Origin of the sequence: Methylocystis borbori, assembly GCF_036576025.1 — a bacterium.
Classification (GTDB): domain Bacteria; phylum Pseudomonadota; class Alphaproteobacteria; order Rhizobiales; family Beijerinckiaceae; genus Methylocystis; species Methylocystis borbori.
Window position 1 is genome coordinate 22,529 of record NZ_JAZHYN010000031.1, and the last position, 18,033, is coordinate 40,561.

An 18,033-nucleotide genomic window follows, 5' to 3' on the forward strand; every position below is an offset into this window, starting at 1 on the left:
GCCCGCCTAATTTGAGATGCGCGAGTTGCGCGCGATCAGTCGGCCGGCGGTTTGACTGCGACTTTCTTGCCGTCGCGAATATCGGCCGGCGGATCGAGAATGACCGTCTCGTCGCCGGCCAGTCCGTCCTTGATCTCGACCGTCACGCCGAAGTCGCGCGCGATCGCGACCGACCTGAGCTGAACGATGTCGTCCTTTCCGACCGTCGCCACCTGCGGCCCGTTATCGCGGAAAAAGATCGCCGTGCCCGGCGTCATCACCGAGGGCTGCGCGCGCGGAATGTCGAGCCGCACGCGCGTAAAGAGACCCGGCCGCAAATCGCCGCTCTGGTTGGCGACTTCGACTTCGACGAGCAGGGTACGGGTGGCCTGATCGAGCGCGGAGGCGTTGCGCGCGACATAGCCTTTGAAAATCTTGCCGGGCTCTTCGGGCACGATGATCCAGGCGTCCAATCCGTCGACAAGGCCGATCGCCTGCGCTTGCGGCACCGCGACCTGAACCCTCAATATGTCGTCGCGGGCCATGGAGAAGAGCGGCGTCGGGCCGCCGGCGTCGGCCGTAACGAGATCGCCCATTTCGACATTGCGCGCCGTCACCACGCCGTCGAACGGCGCAAGCACGGACTCGAAGTCGACGAGCTCCTTCAGCCGGTCGACCGTCGCCTGCTGCGCGGCGATATTGGCCTGCGCCACGTCGACGCCCGCTTGCGCCGCTACGAGATTGGCCGCCTGAGTCTCGACATTCGCGCGCGCGACGTCGTCGTTCTGCTTGCTTTCGAATTTCTGCTTCGCCAGCGTCGCGGTCCGCGCATGGGTGCGCTGGGCGAGATCGAGACTGGCGCGCGTCTGCTCGACCTGGGCGACGGCTTGCTCGGCCTGCGCCTTCGATAAAACCAGTTGCGCCTTGGCCTGGGCATATTGTTGATCGAGCTCCGGCGCGGCGATGCGGGCGAGGAGATCGCCTTGCTTCACTCTGGAGCCGATGTCGACGCGGCGTTCGGCGATATAACCCGTCGCCCGGGCGAAAAGCCGCGCCTGATTAATGGCCAGGACCTGGCCGGGCAATTCGATTTCTACGGGACCATCCTCTCGCACGACCTTCGCCGTTCGGACGAAGGGGACGGCGGTTTCCTGCATGTGCCGGAAGGCGGCGGCTTCGTAGCTGCGCCAGACGTGCCGGATCACGCCAATGGCCAAGACGACCGCGAGAAGGGCGGCGCCGATGAGAAAAGGCCGCTTGTTGAGCGCAGGAGCGCGATCTTCCTGCGTCCCGATCCTCGACGCCGGCTCGAATTGGCTGGAGGGCGATGAGTGGTTCATAGATAATCCTTTAGCGGCTTCACGTCGCCGCGACGTAGGATGGCGTAAAGAAACGGCACGAACAGCAGCGTCGAGCAGGTGCCAAAGGAAATGCCGCCCATGACCGCGCGGGCCAAGGCGGCGTTCTGTTCAGAGCCGTCGCCAAGGCCAAGCGACATCGGCAGAAGGCCGACGAACATCGCCGCGGCCGTCATCAGCACCGGCCGGATTCGCGTCAGCCCCGCCTGGATCGCCGCCTCCTCGGAGGAACATCCGGTCGTTTCCCGATGTTCCCGCGCGAAAGTCACGAGCAGGATCGAATTGGCGGAGGCGACGCCGACGGACATGATGGCGCCCATGAGCGACGGAATTGAAAAGGTCGTGCCGGTGACGAAAAGTCCGAAGACGATGCCGCAGAAGGCGATGGGCAGCGCGAGAATGACGACGAACGGATCGCCCCAATCCTGGAAATTCACCACCATCAGCAGATAGACGAAGATGATCGCGGCGAGCAGGCCAAGGCCGATGCGCCCGAACGCCTCGTTCTTGCTCTCGATCTGGCCGCGGATGACGATGCGGTTGCCGGGCGCGAGTTGCGGCTCAATCTCGGCGATGATCTTCTTAATGTCGGCCTCGACGCCGGCGAGATCGCGATCCTGCAGATTGGCGTAAATGTCGTAGGCCATCTGCGTGTTGAGGTGATTGACGACGGACTGCTCGACGTCCCGCGTCAGGCTCGCGACATTGGTGAGAAGATCGACGCTCGATGCGACGCCATTCGCGGGCGAGACGGGCGTATTGTTGAAGGCGTTGAGCGAAGCGAACCGATATTCCGGCGTTTGCACGGACACCTGATAGGGAATGCCCGATTTCGGGTCCATCCAGAAATTCGGCGTCACCTGGAAGGATGAACTCAGGGCGACATTGACATTGGCCGCGATCTGTTGCGCGTTGACGCCAAGGAGCTGGGCCCGCCAACGGTCCACCTCCATGAAGAATTCCGGGCCGTCGAGAATTTGGTGAATATGCGCGTCGACGACGCCCTTCACGCCCTTCATCCGCTCGAGGAGCTTGCCCGCGACAATCTGGTTCTGCTTCACGTCGGAGCCGAGAACGCGCACGGCGATCGGCGCCGGCAGTCCGAAGTTGAGGATCTGCGTGACGATATCGGATGGCTGGAAATAGAAGACGCTTTCGGGAAAGCGCTGCGCGAGGACCTGCCGCAGCCGCTTCATATAGGTCTCGGTCGGCGCATGTCCCTCCGCCAGCGAGACCATGATCTGGCCGTCGTAATAGGCGACGGTGGAGCCGTCGCTGAAGGCGAGATTGTAGTTGATCTGCGGCAGGCCGATATTGTCGATGATGAGCTCGCGGTCGCCTTCGGGAATGACTTCGCGGATAACGTCCTCAACCTGCTGGAAGAGACGCTCCGTATCCTCGATGCGCAAGCCCGGACGCGCGCGCACATGCAGGGTCATCTGGCCGGAGTCGATCTGCGGATAGTAATCCTCTCCCACGAAGACAAAGAGAAGGCCGGTAACGCAGAAGAGCGCGGCGACAAAAACGCCGACGCGCTTCTTGTGGCGCAAGGTTCCCGCGAGCAGGAGATGATATTGCGCCTTCATGGCTTCAAAGCGCCGTTCGAAACCGCGCTGTATGCGATCTAACAGGGCGAAGGCGCCCGCGGGCGGCGCCTTTTCCCGCTCCGCCCCGTGTTTTTCGCTCGCGAGGAGTTCGTCCATGAGAATCGGCACCAGCGTCCGCGAAATGAGATAGGACGCGAGCATGGCGAAGACCACCGCGAAGGCCTGCGGCGTGAAGAGATAGCGCGCGACATCGGTGAGGAAGAGCACGGAAATGAAGGCGGCGCAGATGGCGAGCGTCGAAATCAGCGCCGGTTTGGCGATGCCCGCGGCGCCTTCGGCCACGGCGTGACGGAAGTCCTTTCCTTCCTCGAAGAGTCGATAGGCGTTTTCGATCGCGACCGTCGCGTCGTCGACCAGAATGCCGACCGCGAGCGCGAGCCCGCCGAGCGTCATGATGTTGATGGTCTGGCCGAGAGCGGCGAGGATCGCGAGCGAGGAGAGAATGGACAGCGGAATCGAGACGATCACGATCAGCGTCGAGCGCCAGGAGCCGAGGAACAGCAGGATCATGAGGCCCGTGAGGGCTGCCGCGATCATGCCTTCATGCAGAACCGACGATATGGCGTTCGAAACGAACACCGACTGGTCGAAGAGTTCGTCGACCCTGGTGTCGCTTGGAATGACGCCGCGAAACTGCTTCATCGCCTTCTTGACGTTTTCGACGACATTGAGCGTCGAGGCGTTGCCATTTTTGAGAATGGTGAGCAGCACCGCTCTCGCGCCGTTGACCCGAACGATATTCTGCTGGGGCGGACTGCCGTCGCGCACCTGCGCCACGTCGCGCAGCAGCACCGGCGCGACGCCATTGGACTGGACGGGAATGTCGTTGAGGGTCTCAATGGCGTCGGGCGAAGAATTCAGCCGGATGACATATTGAAGCGACCCGACCTTCACGCGCCCGGACGGAACCGTGACGTTTTGCGCCGAAACGGCGTTGACGATGTCGAGGGCCGTGAGGCCGCGCGCCTGCAGCGCCTCCATGTCGAGATCGACCATGATCTGGCGCTGCTTGCCGCCCCAGGGCGTCGGCAGCGTGGCGCCGGGCGTCGTCGTCAGCGCCTGACGCACCTTATACATGCCCATGTCGAAGAGCTGCTGTTCGTTCTGGCTCTTGCTCGACAGGGCGAGCTGCATGACGGGCACCTGGGAGGCGGAATATCTCAGGATGGTCGGCGGATTGATCCCGGGCGGCATCACCGCGCGGATCGAATTGGAGGCGGCGACCATCTGCGCGATCGCAAGGTCAATGTTCACATCGGGCTGGAAATAGATTTTCTGCACCGTGACGCCTTGCAGCGTCTGGCTCTCCATATTCTTGATGCCGTTCACATTGTTGGAGGTCGTAATCTCGGCGTAGGTCGCGACGCGCTTCTCCATTTCGTAGGTGGAGAGGCCGGTATAGGTCCAGATCACCGTCACGACGGGAATGTCGACGTTGGGGAACACGTCTTTGGGCATCGAGACGATCGCCGCGCCGCCAAGAAACGTCACGAGAACGGCGAGGACGTAAAACGTCAGCCTGAACTTCAATGCATATTTGACCAGTTCCATCTTGCTCTCGACCTTGGTCAATCCGGCCGCGTCATTCGCTGCTTGCGCTCCCTGGCGTCGATCACGCTCGCTCGCGGTCCCGAGCCGGCGCGCTGCTCGCCTCGATCAAATTGAGGCGCATCGTTTCGAGCGCCCGCATCACCGTCTCCCGATCCGCCTCGGCCACGCCAGCGAAGGCTTCGAGACGCGTCTCCTCGGCGATGGGCTTGATCGCTTCGAGCAGGGGGCGGGCGGCGTCGCGCAAATAGAGCCGCCAGATGCGGCGGTCGCGTTCATGCGGCCGGCGTTCGACGAGTTGCTGGGCTTCCAGCCGATCGATGGTGCGCCCCAGGGTAATCGGCTCGATGTCGAGCAATTCGGCGAGCGCGCCCTGGCTGACGCCCTCATTGCGCGAAAGATAGGCCAGCGCCTGCCATTGGGCGCGGGTCAGCCCGAAATTGCGCGCCTTCTGCTCGAAGCGCTTACGCAACAGGCGCGCGGCGTCATTGAGCAGGAAGCAAAGCGTGTGGGGCGGAACGGAAGACATAAGCCCACCTTCTTTAGGCATGCTATTAATAAGCATGCTTATTAAGCGTTTGCGTATGAAATATCAATATGGGGCGGCCGGCGGGCCGAGCAAATTCCGTCTATAGCCTTATTGAATTTGTTCAGCTTACGCTCCGTCTGGCCGCTGATCAAGCACGCCGAGGATGCGCGCCTTACACCAAATAAACCAGTCAAAGCATCGGGTTTTAATGGCATTTCAGAAATTTGGGCTAGGGCCCCATCGCGCTCGGCGCTGTTGCTTTGCGGCTCAATGTCGCATGCGCGCATCCGGACTTTCTCCGAAGCTGGCGCTCGGGCGGGCGGGTGGCCCCTTACTTGCGTCTCGTTCCAAACACGCAGGCAGATGGCCAATACATGAATGAGGATTCAAATGAGTGACGACGCCCTCCTCCCCGTCGTTGTGGTCAAGAAGGCCGTTGAGGCGCACAATATGGTTTTGTTCGAGCTGGCTGACCCGAATGGCGCGGAGCTCCCCGCTTTCTCGGCCGGCTCCCATATTGATGTGGCGCTTCCCGGCGGACTCGTTCGACAATATTCGCTGTGCAACAGCTCCTCGGAGCGCAATCGCTACGTCATCGGCGTCTGGAAGGACGCCAACAGCCGCGGCGGCTCGGTCGCGATGCATGAGTCGGTGAATATCGGCGACACGCTGCAGGTCAGCCCGCCGCGGAACAGGTTTCGCGTGCCGCGCAACACCAAACACGCTCTTCTCATCGCGCGTGGCATCGGCGTGACGCCGATCCTCAGCATCGCCGATTATCTGAAGGCGCAGAACATTCCCTTCGAGCTTCATTATGTGTACGCGCTGATGTCCCCCGGCTCTTTCGACACGATGATCTCGGAATCGAAATTCGCCGAGAACACGAAATTCTATCGCGAGGCGACGGAAGACAATCAGCTCCTCGACCCCGCCTCGATTTTGACAAGCCAGCCGGAGGATACGCAGCTCTTCATCTGCGGCGCCGACTGGTGGATGGATCCGCTCGTCAATTTGGCGAAACAGAAGGGCTGGGCGGAAGAGCGCATTCATGTCGAGCGTTTCACCGCGAAGGTCGCCGCGGCGGCGCTCGACAAAGTGTTCGAGGTCAAGATCGCGAGCTCTGGCAAGGTCTTCAAGATCCCCGGCGACAAGACGGTCAGCGCCTTCCTGGAAGAAAACGGAATCAAGATCCCCACTTCCTGCGAACAGGGCATGTGCGGAACCTGCAAGGTCAAGGTGCTGGAAGGCGAGATTGACCATCGCGACAAGCGTCTCAGCGAGGAGCAGCGGAAAGAGGGATATTTCCTCGCCTGCGTCTCCCGCGCGAAGGGCGATCTGCTCGTGCTGGATTTGTGACGGACTCTCGACGGCATTGCGAGGCGAGCGATGGCGACTCAAACTGACATTTGGCGCGCGGCCTGGATCATCGCCGAGCAATATGGCGAGGAGGGCGTCGGCTTCGCCGCGCAAATGGCGCAGAGCTTCGAATCAGGCGGCAAGGTCGACGCGCAGAAAGCCTGGCTGTCGATCATGGAGAAGGTGGAAGCGCTGACAACCGACAAGCAATTGGCGCTTCCAAGCCGCAAGGCTCATTAGGGCGTTTTCCGGCGAAGCGGATGCCGCACGTCGTTCCCGGCGGGCCGACGGCCTGACCGGGAATTCAGAGTCGTAATAAGCATCTTGGATGTTGTTCCGGATTCCCGATCGCGCGCAATGTGCGCGTCGGGAATGAGGTCCGTGCAGCGAAAGCGACGCCGCGCATCGGCGTCGTCCACGCTATATTCGATAGCCTTCTTCAGCGAGCACTTGGCGAACGGCGGGGCGCGTCTTCATACGCTCGTAATGCGCGCGGCAGTAGGGCGGCAACTCCATGGATATTTTGTCGGCCCAAAACTCGACGTAAAAAAGCGACGCGTCGGCGATCGAGAAAGTTCCGGCGACATAGTCGCGCCCCAGGCATTCGTCATTCACCGTCTGCAAGGCTGCGGCGACGATCTTTCGTCCTTCGGCCTGAACGGCTTCGATCGGCGTTTTAGACGTCGCATAGCGTTCCGGGGTGAAGACGCGCCGGAAGCCGTCGCCGTGAATATGATCGACGCAAAAATGCATCATCTCCAAAGCCGACTGTTTCGCGGCTTCGTCTTCCGGCAGGAGCTTGCGGCGCGGATAGGCGGTCGCGAGCCATATCGCGATGGCGGTAAAACTGGTCAGCGCGGTTCCGTCGTCGCGCAGAAGCGTGGGAATGGAGCCGTTCGGATTGATCGCCAGATATTCCGGCTTGAGGTGATCGCCCTTTACGAGATTGACGATATGCGCTTCGAAAATGAGGCCGATCTCTTCGAGCAAAATATGAATGCCCGTGGAGCAGGAGCCGGGCGTCATATAAAATTTCATCACTCTTGCGCCTCGTTTGTCGGACGGCCAGCGCGCCGCGACAATCTTTGGCAATAGAGGCGCCATGATCTTACGCAGCGATCGAACGACCGCGCTTCTTGCATGCGTGCGGCGCGAGAGCGCTCCGAGGCGCCTGTTGCGGGGATGGGGACGTCTCTGCTGCGCGATGGCGACGCATGCCGAGCTAATATGTCATAAACTTAGCAATTGCGGCCAAGCATGGGGCCAGTAGGCGCGCGGCAGTCGCCGATCGGCGCTTGAAGAAAGGCGAAAGAGCGCCCCCGGCGCGGGGCTTGAAAGCCTCAATTCAAGAAATTCAATATTCCAGTCGTGACGGCGGCCAACAATGGCCTGTCGGCCGCCTGCACCTCTTCCGGCGTCGAAAATTCAATCCGCGGCTTCCTCGATGGGCGTGCTCGGCGGCACTTCCCAGACGCGCTTTCCTTCGACCCAGGTAAATTCGCCATGCGGATCCTGGCATTCAACGCCTTGTTCCGCGATCAATTTGTCGCACAGCATCACACAAATTGCGTCGATCGGCGCGCTAGTGTCGTTCTCCTCGGTCATGCGATCGATGGAGATTTCTCCCTCTTCCTCGCCGTCGACGAGGTGAATGATGAACACTTCCTCGTGACCTGGAATGCCATGCGCATTCACTCGGAAGGTTTCGCCCTTATATTTAAACTCGCGTATCATTTTCCGCCCTTCGCATTTTTTCATGTTTTGACGTGATTTTCCGCGCGTCGCGGCGCCGGATGCTAGCGATATTTTTTTTTCGCGGTCAAGGCCCGGCGGCTCTCCGCGGCTTGAAAGATTGTCGCATTGCGAAGCGTCGGAGGCTTTGGGCGCCTTTATTGCTAAAAGAAGCGTGAGACGCGCAGGGACAGCCGCTTGCGAATTGCCTGTTGCAAATGAGCGTCGACGCCATAGGGGAATAAACATGCCGATGCCTGCCCAGGAGATCGAGCGGATCATCAAAACCGCTCTGCCGGACGCTGTGGTGGAGTTGACGGCGCTCGCGGATGACAACGACCATTGGGCCGCGACCGTGACCTCCGCCGCTTTCTCCGGTCTCAGCCGCGTGCGTCAGCACCAGCTGGTGAACGCCGCCTTTGGCGACAGATTGGGCGGAGAGCTGCACGCGCTCGCGCTCAAGACGCAAGCGCCCTGACGGCTTCTTTCTTCCATGCCCTTAAGGGGCGCGACTTCAAATTCTGCTCTGGAGTTTAAGACATGTCCGACACGATCGAGCGCATCAAGAAACTGATCGCCGAGGATGACGTCGTCCTGTTCATGAAGGGAACGCCTCAGGCTCCGCAATGCGGATTTTCGATGCAGGTCGTTCAAATGCTGAATCAGCTCGGCGTTCCCTATAAAGCGGTGAATGTGCTGGCCGACGGCGAAATCCGCGAAGGCGTCAAGGCCTATTCAAGCTGGCCGACCATTCCGCAGCTCTACGTCAAGAGCGAGTTCATCGGCGGCTGCGACATCACGCGCGAAATGTTCCAGTCGGGCGAATTGGCCGCGCTGCTCGGCAAGGGAAGCGCCGCCGCCCAGTAAGACGACGTCACGGCAAAGGCGAGATCATTCTTGGGCGGAAACACGCGGTGTTTCCGCCAGAGCGTGATAATATCGCCTTCGCGCTTTTTCCGCTCGCATGCGGGCGGCGGCGCGGCACAGACAATATCCAAAGGCTGAAAGCCGATGCGCGATTGACCGATCCGCGCATATGCCTTCAGCCTTTTTTGCGCATTCGCGGAACGCGATAGCGCGCGCGTTTCACTTCACGATTTGGCGACGGAAAATTCGAGCGGAACGCCTGCCGCTTGCGCCTTTTGGCCGGCGGCTAGCGCGTCTTCGAGACGATCGGTGCGGATAAGGGCGAGGCCTTCCTTACCCCAATGCGAACCTGTCACGCCGATTTTGATCTCGCCGGCGATGACCTCGGAGCCCGCTGCGGGCGGCGTTTCGCCGTCGAATCGGAAGGGCGTGATGCGCTTCCTGACCACGGTGCGATGCTGCATGCGGGACACGACTTCCTGGCCGACGTAGCAGCCTTTCTTGAAGTCGAGGCCGGAGAGGCGATCCATGTTGGTTTCGTGAGGATAGGCGTCGCCATAAGGGAAATCGACCGCGCCGTCGGGAACGCCGGCGCTAATCCGATGTTCGTCATAGGACGCATGGTCGCCGGGCGCGTCGACCGTCCCGCGCTGTGCGATCGCGCGCCAGCCCATCAGCGGCGAACGCGGATCGCGGGCCAGCGTCAGCAGATTTTCCTGCTGCGGCGTCTGTTCTTCTATATAGGCGAGGCTTTCATAGGCGTCGCTTTTGTCGGCGACCGTCGCATTCGCCCGCAGCCGGTAACGGTTGAGCCGCTGCAAAAGTTCGGGCGCCAATGAACGCGGGCAGTCGAGCAGCAGGAGCGGCCCCTCCGTCGTCTCTCTTCTGAACACTAGAAAATCGCAAAGGATTTTGCCTTGAGGCGTGAGCAGCGCGGCGAAGCGCGCCTCGCCCGCGGCGAGCGACTGGATGTCGTTCGTAACGAGATTATGCAGAAAGCTAATCGCGTCGGGACCGGAGATTTCGACGACGCCCCGTTCCGGCAGTAAAATGGCGTGCGACATGTTTTGAACGCTCCGACGGCATTGTCCGCCCGCCTTATCGGCTTCCAGAGCCAGAGCGGAAGCAAAGCAGGCGCCATAGAGCCCCTGAGGCGACAATGCCGGCGGGGCTGCGCTCTCGTTTTGACGCGCTCCCTATTCAAAGGAGGATTAGGAAAGGGACGCAAGTCTTTCTTCACGCCCTTGCGCCATGCTGTCGCAGGAGCGCGGCGCTTGAATGATGGGAGTCGAGGCGCCATGTCGGCGAAAGCGACAGTCTTTTGCTTTTTGTCCATACAAGCGGAAGGCGTGAAACCTTGCGGAGTTCTACTGGCGTGGGTGAGATGACGCGCGCGCGTCGTATCTAAATTGGATCGCGCCGCAAGCGTCGGCTGGACAGTAGTGAATAAGTTAGGTCAAGATAAGCGATAATAGGCGTTCATTACTTTTGGACGGCTATGGCGCGTCTCTGTCCTTTGTTTATTAGCTACATCTTTGCTTCATCTCTAGGGCATGGCGCGGCTGCTATTGAATTCATCATTGTGCAGCGCATTTAGGCCTTGTTTCGCCGATTGGCATTGAATATGCACACGACATTTTGTGCTCCTCATGTCATAATCCACACAGGCTTTTGCAGATGCGAGAGGCGGATGCGCGGTCGCAGTTGCGTGTGACTGTTCGCGCGGAGGACGGCCATGGCCGATGATGCGAAACGAGAACAAAAGATTGTCGCCGGCGGGTCGGGAGGGCTGACCGTGCGTCCGGCGCGAAGAAAGGCGCCGTCGTCGGATACGGCGTTGCTCGGAATTTATGAAATCTCGAAAATCCTGACGGCGCCCGCCCGTCTCGAGGAGACGCTCGGCAATGTCGTGAGCGTGTTGAGCTCCTTCATGGACATGAAGCTCGGCATGATCGTCATCCTCGACCAGGAAGGAAATCCGGAGATTGTCGCGACGTCCGGCTGGACGAGTCAGGCGCCGGGCCGGCCTATCAATACCTTGCCGGCGAAAATAATAGACCGCATCGTCGCGACGATGATGCCGGTCATCGTCGAGGATGTCTCCTCCGACCCGCTTTTCACCGGCGCCTCGGACATTATCGCGAAAAGTCTCGGCGGCCGCGTATCCTTTCTTGGCGTCGCCATCCGAAGCGACAATCGCGTCATCGGCACGCTTTCGATCAACAGAGCCTGGGACGGGCTTTCCAATTACGCCTTCGACAGCGACGTGCGGTTTCTCACCATGGTCGCCAATCTCGTGGGCCAGACGGTAAAACTTCATCGGATGCTATCGGCTGACCGCCAGCGCATGCTCAACGAACGCGGCGTGCTGGAGAAGGCGCTCGATATGCAGCTTTCGGAACGGATGCAATCCGTGCGGCCGAAGGTTGCGGGCATTATCGGCGAAAGCTCGGCGATCCGCGAAGTGCTCGACACCATATCGATCGTCGCGCGCTCCAATTCCACCGTCCTGCTGCGCGGCGAAAGCGGCACGGGCAAGGAAGTCTTCGCGCGCGCCATACATGAATTGTCGGCGAGAAAAGAAAAGCCCTTCATTAAGCTGAATTGCGCGGCGTTGCCGGAAAGCGTGCTGGAATCGGAGCTCTTCGGCCATGAGCGCGGCGCCTTCACAGGCGCGGTGGCGCAGCGCGCCGGACGATTCGAACTCGCTAATGGCGGAACGCTGCTTCTCGACGAGATCGGCGAAGTTTCCGCGGCCTTTCAGGTGAAGCTGCTGCGCGTATTGCAGGAAGGCGAGTTCGAGCGCGTCGGCGGCAATAAGACGCTCAAAGTCAATGTACGAATGATCTTCGCGACCAATAGGAATCTCGAGGAAGCCGTCGCGAAAGGCGAGTTCCGCGCCGATCTCTATTATCGCATCAGCGTCGTGCCGGTCTTCTTGCCGCCGTTGCGGGAGCGTCCGGGCGACGTCTCCCTGCTCGCGCATAATTTTCTCAGCCGCTTCAACAGCGAGAACAATCGCAACAGCGCCTTTTCGTCGACGGCGATCGAGACGCTTCAGCGCTGCTATTTCCCCGGCAATGTGCGCGAGCTTGAGAATTGCGTACGGCGCACGGCGACCTTGGCGCATAGCGAAACGATCCTCGACACCGACTTCGCCTGCGCCTCGGGCAAATGTCTTTCCGCCTTGCTCTGGACGGGAAGCGGGCATGGCGCCTTTCACAGTTCGAATGGCGGGGAAGCGTCGCCGGATGTCGGCAATGGATTGGCGTCGTCCGCGCTTCGCGACCATGAGCGAGCGTTACCGCCTCCGCCGCCGGCGCTGGACGATTTCGACGGCGACGACGCCGATGGAAGGCACAGGTCCACGCGAAAGATCATCGAGAAGGAGCGCCTGATCGAAGGCATGGAGCGCGCCGCCTGGGTGCAGGCGAAGGCGGCCCGGCTGCTCGGCGTCTCGCTGCGACAGGTCAATTACGCGCTCAAGAAATATAATATCGAGATCAAGCGGCTCTAGGCGGCCGCTTCCCTCTTTGTGAACTTCTTGCCAAAAGGCCGCGGGGCGAAGCGCTCTTCGACAACCGGATCGTCACGGCGGCGGGGAAAATATTCCGCCGCCTTTGTTCGTCCTGAGCGATGGCGCTCCGGCTTCGAACGAAGCCAAAACTCCCATGTCGCCTTTGCTACATTTTTGTCGACAACCATACGTAACGACGCGCTGGAACAGGCGGCGTGTGCCCGAAAAAGCGGCGGGGCAATTGGCACGCGATTTGATTAAAAGCGCTGCAGCGCCCAGCTATGACTCAATTGGAGAATCGCGCCATGGCCTATAAGATTATCGCTTCCCAGTGCACGGTGTGCGGGGCGTGCGAATTCGAATGTCCCAACGCCGCCATTCGTCTCAAGAACGACATGTATATCATCGACCCGAAGAAGTGCACGGAATGCGAAGGGCATTTCGATACGCCGCAATGCGCGGTCGTTTGCCCCGTTGAGAATACCTGCGTGCCGGCTTGACCCAGGGCGGGGGAACGGAAGCAGTCGATTGGCTGGGAAGGCTTCTGTCCTGCCGCGACTGCCCGCATCAGGAAATTCGGGCGCGGGGACTTTGCGATATCGGGCAGGCTTGCGTTCGCGACAGGCGCGCCAGGCGCATCGATCGTTTTTTCGCGGCGAATCCTGATGAGGCCCCCAAATATATCGACCATCCCTATTCCGAGGTGCGGGTGGGGGCGGCGAAATACGCCAATGTCTTTTTGCTCCCCCGGCTTCTCGCGGACGAAGAACCCGATGTGAGAGCGATGGCGGCGCAGCGGCTCCCGCTGCGTCTTGGCGAAAAACTGATGCGCGATCCCGAGCCGAAGGTGCGCAGAGCGCTCGCGCATCGAGTCGAGGGCGCATTGCTCGTGCACTGCCTGCATGACGCCGACAGCAGCGTTCGCCTCATCGCCGCGCGTCGCGCCGGGCCGGACATGCTGCCGCTTCTTATGAGAGACCAAGATCCGCAGGTGCGCGGCGAGGTCGCAAGGCGCATCGCGCTCAATAAGCTCGGCGCGATGTGCGGCGACCCGGAGCCGCGGGTGCGCATGATAATTGCAGAGCGTCTGGAGCCCCTGCAATTGGCCCTGCTCGCCGCCGATGAAGATCTGCGAGTGCGCTTTATCGTGGCCGAGCGCTGTTTGCCTGGCGAGCTTATGCGTCTGCGCGACGATCCCGATCCCGAAGTCCGGCAGGTCGCTCGAACCCGCCTTGGCGAAATTGAGAAGAGTTGAACGGAGATAAAAATGGCGGCGGTGCAGGAGACAGTCGAACAAGTTCGCCGTATCGGCGCCGATCAGTATAAATACGGATTTGTCACCGACATCGAATCGGATCTGGCGCCCAAAGGGCTTTCCGAGGATGTGATCCGCTTCATCTCCGCGAAGAAGAATGAGCCGGAGTGGATGCTCGATTGGCGCCTCGACGCCTATCGCCGCTGGCTGACGATGAGCGAGCCGACTTGGGCGCTCGTGAATTATCCCGCGATCGACTATCAGGACCTTTATTATTACGCCGCGCCGAAGTCGACGGCGGGCCCGAAGTCGCTCGACGAAGTCGATCCCGAACTGCTCCGCACCTATGAAAAGCTCGGCATCCCCCTGCATGAGCGCGAAATTCTCGCCGGCGTCCAGCGGCCCGATGAAGAGCCTGGCCGCCGCGTGGCGGTGGACGCCGTGTTCGATTCCGTTTCGGTCGCGACGACCTTCAAGGAAGAGCTCGCCAAGGTCGGCGTGATCTTCATGCCGATCTCGGAGGCGCTGCGCGAACATCCCGAGCTGGTGCGGAAATATCTCGGCACCGTCGTCCCGACGTCGGACAATTATTTCGCGACGCTGAATTCGGCGGTGTTTTCCGACGGCTCCTTCGTCTATATCCCGCCGGGCGTGCGCTGTCCGATGGAGCTTTCGACCTATTTCAGAATCAATGAGAAGAACACGGGACAGTTCGAGCGCACGCTGATCATCGCGGACAAGGGCGCCTATGTCAGCTATCTCGAAGGCTGCACCGCGCCCAAGCGCGACGAAAACCAGCTTCACGCGGCGGTCGTCGAGCTCGTCGCGCTCGACGACGCGGAAATAAAATATTCGACCGTTCAGAACTGGTATCCGGGCGACGAAGAGGGCCGCGGCGGCATCTATAATTTCGTCACCAAGCGCGGCGATTGCCGCGGCGCCAACGCCAAGATCAGCTGGACGCAAGTAGAAACCGGCTCGGCGATCACCTGGAAATATCCGAGCTGCGTCCTGCGCGGCGATAATTCCCGCGGCGAATTCTATTCGATCGCCATCTCGAACGGCCGTCAGCAAGTGGATTCTGGCACGAAGATGATTCATCTCGGCAAGGGAACGTCGAGCCGGATCATCTCCAAGGGCATCTCGGCCGGCCGGTCGTCCAACGCCTATCGCGGCCTTGTTTCGGCGCATCGCAAGGCCGATGGCGCCCGCAACTTCACGCAATGCGACTCGCTTCTTATCGGCGACGCCTGCAGCGCGCACACGGTTCCCTATATGGAAGCGAAGAACGCCTCTTGCACTTTCGAACATGAGGCGACGACGTCAAAAATATCCGAAGACGTCCTCTTCTACTGCATGCAACGCGGACTCTCGCAGGAAGATGCGATCGCGCTCGTCGTCAATGGCTTCGTCCATGACGTGTTGCAGCAATTGCCCATGGAGTTCGCGGTCGAGGCGCAGAAGCTGATTTCGGTCAGCCTCGAGGGCAGCGTCGGTTAGAGCGTTTTCCGCCGAAGCGAACGCGGGTTCGGCGTAGAAAACGCGTCGTGCGGTAGAAGTCGGATTTAGGAGAGGTGTTGATGACAGCGCTGTTGGAAATTAAAGACCTGCGAGCCGAAATCTCGGGCAAGCAAATCCTCAATGGCTACGATCTCGTCGTCAACGCCGGCGAAATTCATGCGATCATGGGGCCGAACGGCTCGGGCAAGTCGACGCTCTCCTATGTGCTTTCCGGCCGGCCCGGCTATGAAATCACCGGCGGGCAGGCGTTGCTGAACGGCGCCGACCTTTCGGAAATGACGGTCGACGAGCGCGCGGCGGCGGGACTGTTTCTCGCTTTTCAATATCCGCTCGAAGTCCCCGGCGTGCCCACCATGACCTTCCTGCGCGCCGCGCTCAACTCGCAACGAAAAAAGCGCGGCGAGGAGGAATTGTCGTCGCCGGAGCTTTTGAAGCGCATTCGCGAGGCCGCCAAGGTTCTGGGCATGGACCCCGAAATGCTGCGTCGGGCGGTCAATGTCGGTTTTTCCGGCGGCGAGAAGAAGCGCGCCGAAACCTTGCAGATGATGCTGCTGGAGCCCAAGCTCTGCATTCTTGACGAAACCGATTCCGGTCTCGACATCGACGCGCTGAAAGTCGTGGCGAGCGGCGTGAACCAGATGCGCTCGAAAGATCGCGGGATGATCGTCATCACCCATTATCAAAGGCTGCTCGACTATATCACGCCGGATGTCGTTCACGTTCAGTCGGCCGGACGCATCGTGCGCACGGGCGGCAAGGAGCTGGCGCTCGAACTTGAGGCGACAGGCTACGCCCAATATCAGAGCGAAGCGGCCTGAGCGATGGCTGGCGACAATCGGAAACCGCTTCAGCCGACCCAGGCAGAGTCCGGGCTCGTGGAGCTTTTCGCGGCCCGGCGCATAAGCGGAGACAATCTCCCCTCCCTTTGCGCCGAGGCGTTCGAGGCTTTTCAGGCGAAGGGCTTGCCGAGCCGTCGCGAGGAGGCGTGGAAATACACTGACCTGCGTTCCTTGATGCGGGACGTCAAGCCGCTCGCGACGCCGCCGGAGCCGGCCGCGAAGGAGCTGGCCCGCGAAGCGGGGCTATTGAAGGAAACGGGCTTTCGCCGCATCGTTTTCGTCGGCGGCTATTTCGCGCCGGAGCTTTCCGATCTGCAGGATATCGAGGAAGGACTGAGCATAGGCTCTCTTTCCGAGGCGCTGGCGACTCAAGATTCATTCGCCGCTTCCTATCTCGGCAAAATATATCCCGCAGAGGATTCCGCTTTCGCCTTGAACACCGCCTTCATGAGCGAAGGCGTCGTCGTTCGCGTCAGGCCGGGCGCGACGATTGAGCGGCCGCTGCATTTTGTCTTTGTCGCCAATGCGACGCAGCCCGCGACTTATTTCCTGCGCTCGCTCGTCGTCGTCGAGAAAGGCGCGCGCGCGACCTTCATTGAAAGTTTCGAAGGCGCGGACCAGTGCGACTATCATGTCAACGCCGCGACGGAAATGGTCGTCGGCGAAGAGGCGCGGGTCGAGCGGATAAAAATCAGCCGCGAGGGAGATCAGGCGCTGCATGTCTCGACTCTCGTCGCGACGCTCGCGCAAAACGCCCGCCTCAATGATTTCGCACTGACCATCGGCGGATCGCTGGTGCGCAACCAGACATTCGTGAAGCTTGAGGGGCGGGGCGCTGCGGCGAATCTGCGCGGCGCCAATATTCTCGCCGGCAAGGAACATGCGGACAGCACGTTGCTGCTCGATCACGCGGTCGAGGGGTCGGAAAGCAAGGCCCTCTTCAAGTCTGTTCTCGACGATGATTCCCAGGCCGTCTTCCAGGGGAAGATAAGGGTTCGTCCGGCGGCGCAACATACCGACGCGAGAATGATGGCGCGCGCGCTGCTGCTATCGGGCGCCGCTCAGGCGATCTGCAAGCCGGAACTGGAGATTTTCGCCGACGATGTCCAATGCGGACATGGCTCGACGGTTGGCGCGCTCGATCAGGAGCTGAAGTTCTATCTGATGGCGCGCGGCATTGCCGAGGCAGACGCCGTAGGCCTTCTGGTGGAGGCTTTCATCGGAGAAACGCTCGACGGAATAGAACATTCCAGCGTCAGGGATCATATGACAAGCCTGGTCGCCGAGCTTAATGAGCGGAAATGATTTCGCCGCGATGGCCGCGTCGCAGTGAGGCGAATGGTCGCAGCGACTAGGCTGAACGGCTTCCGACTTCGGCGAAACGGTTAGGCGCGACTCATTCCTCGCGTTCGATTGGTCGGGCTGGCGAGCGTTCTTGGCTCGCCAAACACATCCTTTCTTTGAGCCGTCAAAAACCCCGCGCCCTGGACGAGGCCGATCGAGCGCGGGCGTCGAAGCGCCCCTACCGTTCCGCTCCAGAATTTGTGAAATGTCATGTTGTATTTGTAACAGCTTGAATGTGACGCGCGTCGCGCGAATGTTCCAGGCCCAGAATCGCCGAAACAATCTATCCAATTGATAATATAATGTATTCTCTGCCAAGCCGGCGTTGGCATAGGAGTTGCGACCCTCCCGTCAGATTTGAGATCAAGATGGCGTCACGAGGCGCATAGACGACGCCAAACCGCGGAAGGGATCAAGCCATGGATTCGATAGGCACGGCGGGTGGGAGCGAAGGAACGACTGAGGCTCTTGCCGGGATTATGGAGAAGATCGCGGAGCACAAGGGGTGCGGGACGTCTGGGGGCAGCGGGAAGGCGTCCTGCGGCTCGGCGGCGGGCGAGGGGGATCTGCCGACGGACATAT

At 60.6% G+C, this 18,033-nt stretch carries 16 protein-coding genes and 1 pseudogene; 11 read left to right on the top strand and 6 right to left on the bottom strand.

Going from position 1 to position 18,033, the window contains the following annotated elements; genetic code table 11:
• Positions 1-35: 35 nt before the first annotated feature.
• The 3 genes from V3H18_RS11145 to V3H18_RS11155 all read right to left on the bottom strand — a co-directional run bounded on the left by V3H18_RS11145 (position 36) and on the right by V3H18_RS11155 (position 5,021).
• Positions 36-1,319 carry an efflux RND transporter periplasmic adaptor subunit gene (locus V3H18_RS11145; protein WP_332082119.1) on the bottom strand — a complete coding sequence of 428 codons (1,284 nt, stop codon included), beginning with the start codon at positions 1,317-1,319 and terminating at the stop codon, positions 36-38.
• Positions 1,316-4,495: an efflux RND transporter permease subunit gene (locus tag V3H18_RS11150; RefSeq protein WP_332082120.1), complete on the bottom strand. Its 3,180-nt coding sequence runs from the start codon at positions 4,493-4,495 to the stop codon at positions 1,316-1,318. Before V3H18_RS11150 ends, V3H18_RS11145 begins: the two co-directional genes overlap by 4 nt.
• A gap of 61 nt (positions 4,496-4,556) precedes the next feature.
• The gene (locus tag V3H18_RS11155) at positions 4,557-5,021 is read right to left on the bottom strand and encodes a MarR family winged helix-turn-helix transcriptional regulator (protein ID WP_332082121.1); all 465 of its coding nucleotides are present in this window, start codon (positions 5,019-5,021) and stop codon (positions 4,557-4,559) included.
• Positions 5,022-5,411: 390 nt separating this feature from the next.
• Here V3H18_RS11155 and V3H18_RS11160 point away from each other — a divergent pair, with 390 nt between their 5' ends.
• Positions 5,412-6,377 carry a PDR/VanB family oxidoreductase gene (locus V3H18_RS11160; RefSeq protein ID WP_332082122.1) on the top strand — a complete coding sequence of 322 codons (966 nt, stop codon included), beginning with the start codon at positions 5,412-5,414 and terminating at the stop codon, positions 6,375-6,377.
• Between the two features lie 30 nt (positions 6,378-6,407).
• The gene (locus tag V3H18_RS11165) at positions 6,408-6,617 is read left to right on the top strand and encodes a hypothetical protein (RefSeq protein ID WP_332082123.1); all 210 of its coding nucleotides are present in this window, start codon (positions 6,408-6,410) and stop codon (positions 6,615-6,617) included.
• 180 nt (positions 6,618-6,797) lie between these two features.
• Here the strand turns inward: V3H18_RS11165 and V3H18_RS11170 are convergent, their stop codons facing one another.
• Positions 6,798-7,415: a glutathione S-transferase family protein gene (locus tag V3H18_RS11170; protein WP_332082133.1), complete on the bottom strand. Its 618-nt coding sequence runs from the start codon at positions 7,413-7,415 to the stop codon at positions 6,798-6,800.
• A gap of 387 nt (positions 7,416-7,802) precedes the next feature.
• Positions 7,803-8,111, bottom strand: a complete 309-nt coding sequence (locus V3H18_RS11175; RefSeq protein ID WP_332082134.1) for a hypothetical protein — start codon at positions 8,109-8,111, stop codon at positions 7,803-7,805.
• A 244-nt stretch (positions 8,112-8,355) separates the two neighbouring features.
• On the opposite strand from V3H18_RS11175, the gene V3H18_RS11180 reads away from it, so the two are divergent.
• A complete protein-coding gene (locus V3H18_RS11180) occupies positions 8,356-8,586 on the top strand; it encodes a BolA family protein (RefSeq protein ID WP_332082124.1) in 231 nt (76 codons plus the stop codon).
• A gap of 62 nt (positions 8,587-8,648) precedes the next feature.
• Positions 8,649-8,975 carry a Grx4 family monothiol glutaredoxin gene (grxD, locus tag V3H18_RS11185; RefSeq protein ID WP_332082125.1) on the top strand — a complete coding sequence of 109 codons (327 nt, stop codon included), beginning with the start codon at positions 8,649-8,651 and terminating at the stop codon, positions 8,973-8,975.
• A gap of 224 nt (positions 8,976-9,199) precedes the next feature.
• Here the strand turns inward: grxD and ygfZ are convergent, their stop codons facing one another.
• Entirely contained in the window at positions 9,200-10,039 is an 840-nt protein-coding gene (ygfZ, locus tag V3H18_RS11190; RefSeq protein ID WP_332082126.1) for a CAF17-like 4Fe-4S cluster assembly/insertion protein YgfZ, read from the bottom strand.
• Between the two features lie 671 nt (positions 10,040-10,710).
• Between ygfZ and nifA the strand changes: the two genes are divergently transcribed.
• The 7 genes and pseudogenes from nifA to V3H18_RS11225 form a co-directional block, all read left to right on the top strand.
• A complete protein-coding gene (gene nifA, locus V3H18_RS11195; RefSeq protein WP_332082127.1) occupies positions 10,711-12,492 on the top strand; it encodes a nif-specific transcriptional activator NifA in 1,782 nt (593 codons plus the stop codon).
• 305 nt (positions 12,493-12,797) lie between these two features.
• Positions 12,798-12,992, top strand: a complete 195-nt coding sequence (locus V3H18_RS11200; protein ID WP_014892091.1) for a 4Fe-4S binding protein — start codon at positions 12,798-12,800, stop codon at positions 12,990-12,992.
• Complete coding sequence (locus tag V3H18_RS11205; RefSeq protein WP_332082129.1) at positions 12,989-13,747, top strand: 4Fe4S-binding leucine-rich repeat protein; 759 nt, start codon at positions 12,989-12,991, stop codon at positions 13,745-13,747. The genes V3H18_RS11200 and V3H18_RS11205 overlap by 4 nt, the downstream gene beginning before the upstream one ends.
• Before the next feature lie 12 nt (positions 13,748-13,759).
• Positions 13,760-15,247, top strand: a complete 1,488-nt coding sequence (gene sufB / locus V3H18_RS11210) for a Fe-S cluster assembly protein SufB (protein WP_332082130.1) — start codon at positions 13,760-13,762, stop codon at positions 15,245-15,247.
• Positions 15,248-15,327: 80 nt separating this feature from the next.
• A complete protein-coding gene (gene sufC, locus V3H18_RS11215) occupies positions 15,328-16,086 on the top strand; it encodes a Fe-S cluster assembly ATPase SufC (RefSeq protein ID WP_332082131.1) in 759 nt (252 codons plus the stop codon).
• A gap of 3 nt (positions 16,087-16,089) precedes the next feature.
• A complete protein-coding gene (gene sufD / locus V3H18_RS11220) occupies positions 16,090-17,412 on the top strand; it encodes a Fe-S cluster assembly protein SufD (RefSeq protein ID WP_332082132.1) in 1,323 nt (440 codons plus the stop codon).
• A gap of 458 nt (positions 17,413-17,870) precedes the next feature.
• Positions 17,871-18,033 (top strand): annotated as a pseudogene (locus V3H18_RS11225) (nitrogenase cofactor biosynthesis protein NifB); the annotation flags it as partial.